Below are 5303 nucleotides of genomic sequence, written 5' to 3'. Positions count from 1 at the left end.
AATTATTCGTATAATATGCCACAGCATAAAATGGTAATTTGCTTACCTAAACCCCAATTTGTATTCTTTGCTAAACTCCTTGGTGATTTCAAAAATTCTTAAAATCAATTGGTACGTATCGCGATAAACCGGTACATTCTGTATACAACGCCATAATAAAACCTAAAATTAATGACCCGCCTTGCAGGTCTTGCAAAGCAAGGTCAAAAGAAAAGGGATGAAGGGTTAAAGGGTTAAAGCCCGAGAACACCTAACCCCAAGCTGAGCGACCTTATAGTCGTAGCCCTGATCGCTACCACCACCACCAGAGGCAAAGAACTGGATCCACGCGACGTCCTGGGGATTGATCGAGAACTCGGTAGAACTCCAGTAGAAGCCTGCAGGAGCGCTAAGACCACTACTATCAATCAAGCTGGATTGTATGTTTTGCAGCGTCGGCGCACCTGAAGTGCCACAAGCACTACTTCCATAGCCCATCTCACAAATCGCGGGCAAGTACCAATCGGAGTACGTGCCAATGGTTTGTTTGCATAAACCTGCTGCATAGTAAGTGATGTTAGTGGGTCCTGCGGATGCCGTAAAGGGAGCGGTTCCTCCGTTTGCCAGCGTATTATTGGTAATGAATTGATTATAAAACGTCAGAATATTCTCTGTATTACAAAAGCCATCTAATGCGCCATTGCATAGGGCAAAGGATGTGGAGGTAAACGGGTTTGTATTAGTGTAGGTACTTGAAAAAAATGAAGCAAATGTGGCGTACGTAGGCGAGCCTGTTACGGACGTGGATGTCTCATCAATTCCAGGAAGGGTATCATAGCTTGTATCAGCAGGGTCAAAACCACCACTTCCACCACCAGTACCTCCGTTGGAGCTCCAAACAATGCCATCGGGGTATGCAGCTGCCTGGTCGGATGTCGTGGCCACTTTCCCGCCTACGCTGCCGGTATTAGGTGTTGTGTCATCAAAAGCAAACACATAACCACCTTGATAAATACAGCCATAGCCCAATACGACGACATCGCTCGACACGGTAGTCGCATTGTCAGCGCTCACTTGAACTGCTCCGGGAGCAGGAGCTGTTCCACTCGAACAGGGATTGGTGCCATCGGAGGTGGCTGTGCCACCAGGTGTTATTGTAATCGTACAACTTCCCGATGCCGCCAACGTGCTGCCACAGGTTGTGGTGTTTGAGGTCCCTGTGGGCCAAGTCGGTGGGGTGACTGCTAAATTAACCGCAGTATTACTTCCTGTGTTGGTAATGGTAATCACACGAGCAAGCCCCGAAGAAGGCGTTCCACTGACGCCAAATTCAGTAAGTCCTGTAACACTTAAGGCCAATTGACTGACGCTCGTGCTCAGCGTGGTCGTATTCGTGACGCAGTTGACGCCCACATTGGTAACGTTCGCCCCACCCATAGTGCCGCTGCCATTGGTTACGCTGCACGTTTGTCCTGACGGTTGAGTGAGTACAGTGACACTGTAAGTCGCGCCTTGAGCTACGGGTGTGGCAAAGGTAAATGAGCCATTGCTATTAATCGTCAAATCATCACCACCATTGTCTTGCAACACGACAGTTCCAGATAGGCCTAGCGCTCCGGAACTTGCGCCCTGACGCAAAAATCTAAAAAATTAGATCGGAAAATCCCCAATAACATCATTATATTTATCTTGCGCATCAGCCAGGCTTAATTTTGAATATATTTCAAGAGAGTCCCTTTTAGCGTGTCCTGAGTAGGGTTGAATAAAGGCATCATCAATGTTTTGTTTCTTAAGCCAAGTAAATAAAAAATGTCTTAGTTTGTGAGGTGATATAGATCGCTCAATACCTGCAAGTCTAGTATATCGCATAAGAATTTTTCTAATTCCACGATCGGTATAATGACGTCGAAAACCTGATTCAAATAAAAACATCCTGTTTTCATTTTTATATTGTTTTAAATGAAGTGCTAATGTTTCTTTAAATGCCGGTGAAAAGGGAACAACTCTATCTTTTTTTCCTTTACCCTGATTTATTTTTATTCGACAATTGACTAAATCAATGTCGCATAACTGTATATTAATTAATTCACTGACCCTTATCCCTGTATAAAGTAAAACTTTAACAATTAGCATAGGAATAATATCGTGAGATTCCCAAACAGTTTTGTAAAAGAGCCTAATTTCATCTTCAGTAGGAACATAAGGTAAGCGTTTGGGTGTTGTTGTTACTTCGATATTAAGATTTTCCCTCACAAATCTGAATACATCGCGAAGATAGTCATAGTTAGGATTTTGTGTCTTAAGTAGACTTGAAACCTTTTGAGCCATTTTTTTAGCTGAGATTTGTTCCATTATGCAGCTACCTTATAATCAAGGTGGGGTAGTCTTGTTGATAAATCCAATGGAAATAAACCATACGGATTAACATGTTCATAAATAAGGGGAGTTAATGCTCGTTTATCTTCTTTTGTCAGCTGATCTTTTAACCCAAGCTCTTCGATAATTTGTTGAATCATTAACGTATTGATATAAACCATAGATAGTTGTAAAAGATGTAAAGACATTACAGATAATGTTTGCGCCTTTTCATGGTTAGATGAAATTTCCCCAGCACGACCATAAAAAATGAACTTACTAACGCCATTCCAAAGCTCAACTACATTTAATCCTTCTTGAATTTCTTGTCTGATGGATTCGTGCATTAAATAGTTACAGATGAAGATAGTTTTTAAAACCTTCCCTAATTCTGATAATGCTATATACGTTGGATGCTTCAGATTATTTTGATTAAACCGTCTAAGAATAGACTCTGGATCGGCATGACCTGCCTTCATTGCAGCAGTATATTTTACAAATTGACTGTATTGTTCTTTAATTAATTGCCAATTAATGGTGTCTGTCAATACTGCTTGTAGATTCTTATATTTTTGATAATCACCAAGCTCACATTGTGCCAATTTTTGTTTATTCAAATTGGCAAGTCGTGGCATTAAAGAAAATCCAAGAAGGTGTGAGAAGGCAAAACCAACTTCACTTTGGCCATGAGTATCCACATAGTTTTTTTGAACTGACATTTCCGTGCAGTGTCTTAATACTCCTTCAATCATGGCAGAAACCTCAGAACTTGATACGCTTTTTAATTGTGAGTGGATGCAGCAGGCATTTTTCTCAACATGCCAGTAAATCATCACACCTCTTCCCCCATAGCGATTGTGGTATTCTGAAATCAAATTTTGAAAATAAGCTGAAAATTGCGTTGAATCACTAGCAACAGCTATGGGCATACCACCCCATATCTCTTCTAATCTGATCATAAATAATGCATTTGCAACTTTACTTAACGCATTTTTTAAATTGTCAGTAGATAAAAAATAGTTTTTAATGTGTCGAAGCTGATGCTCACCAATATGGGCGTTTCCAGCGCACATGTGTTTTAACCCAACATTTGTTCCCATTCCGTAGATAGTAAGTAATATCCTTTCTGATATTTCGTGGGGTTTTAAATAGATTTTTTGGCCATAGGAAATAAAATCACGGGTAAACTGGTTTTCTAAATCGACTTCTTTAATCATGTCAATGAGATTAGTTCCTTCCCATTTTTCCTGTAAATATTTTTTAATAATTCCAATGTTGGTTGATTCTGATTGAGGTGTAAGAGGTGTGACGATAATACAACCGCCATTTTGGGAGCTAATTCTAACTTTTGTATTGTGGGGAATAGTATCATTTAATGCAGCTAATGCGCTTGATAAGCGTTGCTTTAATTGCTCAATAAATACATCACTATCAAGAGGTAAGGAAAGATCCTCAAAATATGCTTCCTTATTTTCTTCAAAATTATTCGGCAAATCCTCATCTGGGTTTCGATGTTTAAATGAACCATCAATCCATATTTCACGGCATCTAATTCTGTCCGCAAGTTTTTTTAACACATAGACTTCATAACAAATTCGTTTAATTTTACCAGTAGTTGGATCAATAATGCGTTTTTGCCATTTTTCTGGCAAGCAATCCATTGGTACATCTTCAGTATCCGGGAAATAGACTCTGTTGCTATCAAAATATTTTTTGATTAGTGACAGTGCATTGAGTATTGGCTGATGCTCTGAGTTATTGGAACGAAACACCACGTTTTCTAATAAAGGTTGAACCATACGTCGATAATAACTTGCGTAAGAGCTCCTAATCTGTTGATGAAGCAGGCTCTGGTACTTTGGTCCTTTTTTCTTATATTCCTCAATAATATTTCTTAATTTATCCTGGCCAACGATAGGAAAAATTTTATCTCGTATCGTTCCATCTGGTTGGTCCAAGCATGCCTCCGCTATATTAAAAAGGATAGTGTCTTTACCATAGACTTTTTTTACATCATTGATAAGCTTTTTAACGACACGTTTTTCTGATTTATGGATCACATTACGGATAATACGATTGAACATATCAATTATTTTATCAATAAGCTGCTCTTTTCTTATGTGGCTATGTATCAGCAAATGAGCGCATCGGTTATTATCGGTCATTTGCTTTAAGTCACTAGGATTTAAACGCGTAAATGCATCTGAATAATGGAGAATCCTTTTTCTTGGAATAAGTCTAATTGTGGCTAGATCAAAGTTAAATCGGTTCAATATGGATAGTTGTTCCATTAAGTCCAACATTGAATCAAGTGATGGATTATTAATCTCTTTATTTATCCAGCCCAGATAAGATAAACCATCTTTGTAGGGTAGTAATAACCCATTCAACTGTGCTTCATCTTCTGGCGATAAGGTGCTCTTTAGTTCTTCAAACAACTCATTCTCAAAGGCATTGGTGGCATCAAGAATAATTCGTGCCATCGTTTTTTCTTTAAATGACTCAATGCCTCTTTCTTTTAAATAGTGTATGGCAAGGTTTTTTATTTCCTCGTCGGCTAAATAATTGGTTGGTAGTAACTCGTTTTTAATCCATTCTTCAAGCTCTTTATAATGCGTTTTTTTAGAGAATGAGGTTTTAAAATATTTCCTAATCAAGGAGATATAATTATCATAGGTTCTTGATGATACTTTTCCGATGGTTGGAGGAACATTAAGCAGATTAGCAAGTTTATTAATAATAAAATCGGGTACGTTGGTTAGGTCATCAATAAATTGATGACTCCCTTGGTAACATTTAAATAATAATGCAAATGCTAATTGCTTTGTAGCATGTCTTGTTTTTATAAAACTAACTTCTTCTTGGGTTAGGTCAACAGTATCCATCGTTATCATCATATTTTACTCATTAAGTCAGTTCCTAGAATAGCCAGAGTCGGAACTCAAATGGCTAAATTCCTTTGAATCTAT

Annotated in this window: 3 protein-coding genes; all 3 read right to left on the bottom strand. The window is 38.5% G+C overall.

The window, feature by feature from the left end; translation table 11 throughout:
* Positions 1-225 precede the first annotated feature (225 nt).
* Genes Q0495_RS12055 through Q0495_RS12045 form a run of 3 tightly spaced genes read right to left on the bottom strand, consistent with a single transcriptional unit; the run spans position 226 to position 5231 of the window.
* The gene (locus tag Q0495_RS12055; RefSeq protein ID WP_298626690.1) at positions 226-1569 is read right to left on the bottom strand and encodes a DUF1566 domain-containing protein; all 1344 of its coding nucleotides are present in this window, start codon (positions 1567-1569) and stop codon (positions 226-228) included.
* A gap of 60 nt (positions 1570-1629) precedes the next feature.
* On the bottom strand, positions 1630-2331 hold the full coding sequence (locus Q0495_RS12050) for a tyrosine-type recombinase/integrase (RefSeq protein WP_298626687.1): 702 nt from the start codon (positions 2329-2331) through the stop codon (positions 1630-1632).
* Positions 2331-5231 (bottom strand): Tn3 family transposase, encoded by a 2901-nt coding sequence (locus tag Q0495_RS12045; protein WP_298626684.1) that lies wholly within the window; start codon positions 5229-5231, stop codon positions 2331-2333. Before Q0495_RS12045 ends, Q0495_RS12050 begins: the two co-directional genes overlap by 1 nt.
* Between the last annotated feature and the right edge of the window lie 72 nt (positions 5232-5303).

The organism is uncultured Legionella sp., from assembly GCF_937871865.1.
Classification (GTDB): domain Bacteria; phylum Pseudomonadota; class Gammaproteobacteria; order Legionellales; family Legionellaceae; genus Legionella.
Note: the sequence above shows the minus strand (reverse complement) of the source record. Positions and strands in the feature narration are given on the sequence as shown.

Excerpts from the sequence above, each read along its gene's own strand:
- Q0495_RS12045 (WP_298626684.1), bottom strand. The coding sequence starts at position 5,231 with ATGATGATAACGATGGATACTGTTGACCTAACCCAAGAAGAAGTTAGT.
- Q0495_RS12050 (WP_298626687.1), bottom strand. The coding sequence starts at position 2,331 with ATGGAACAAATCTCAGCTAAAAAAATGGCTCAAAAGGTTTCAAGTCTA.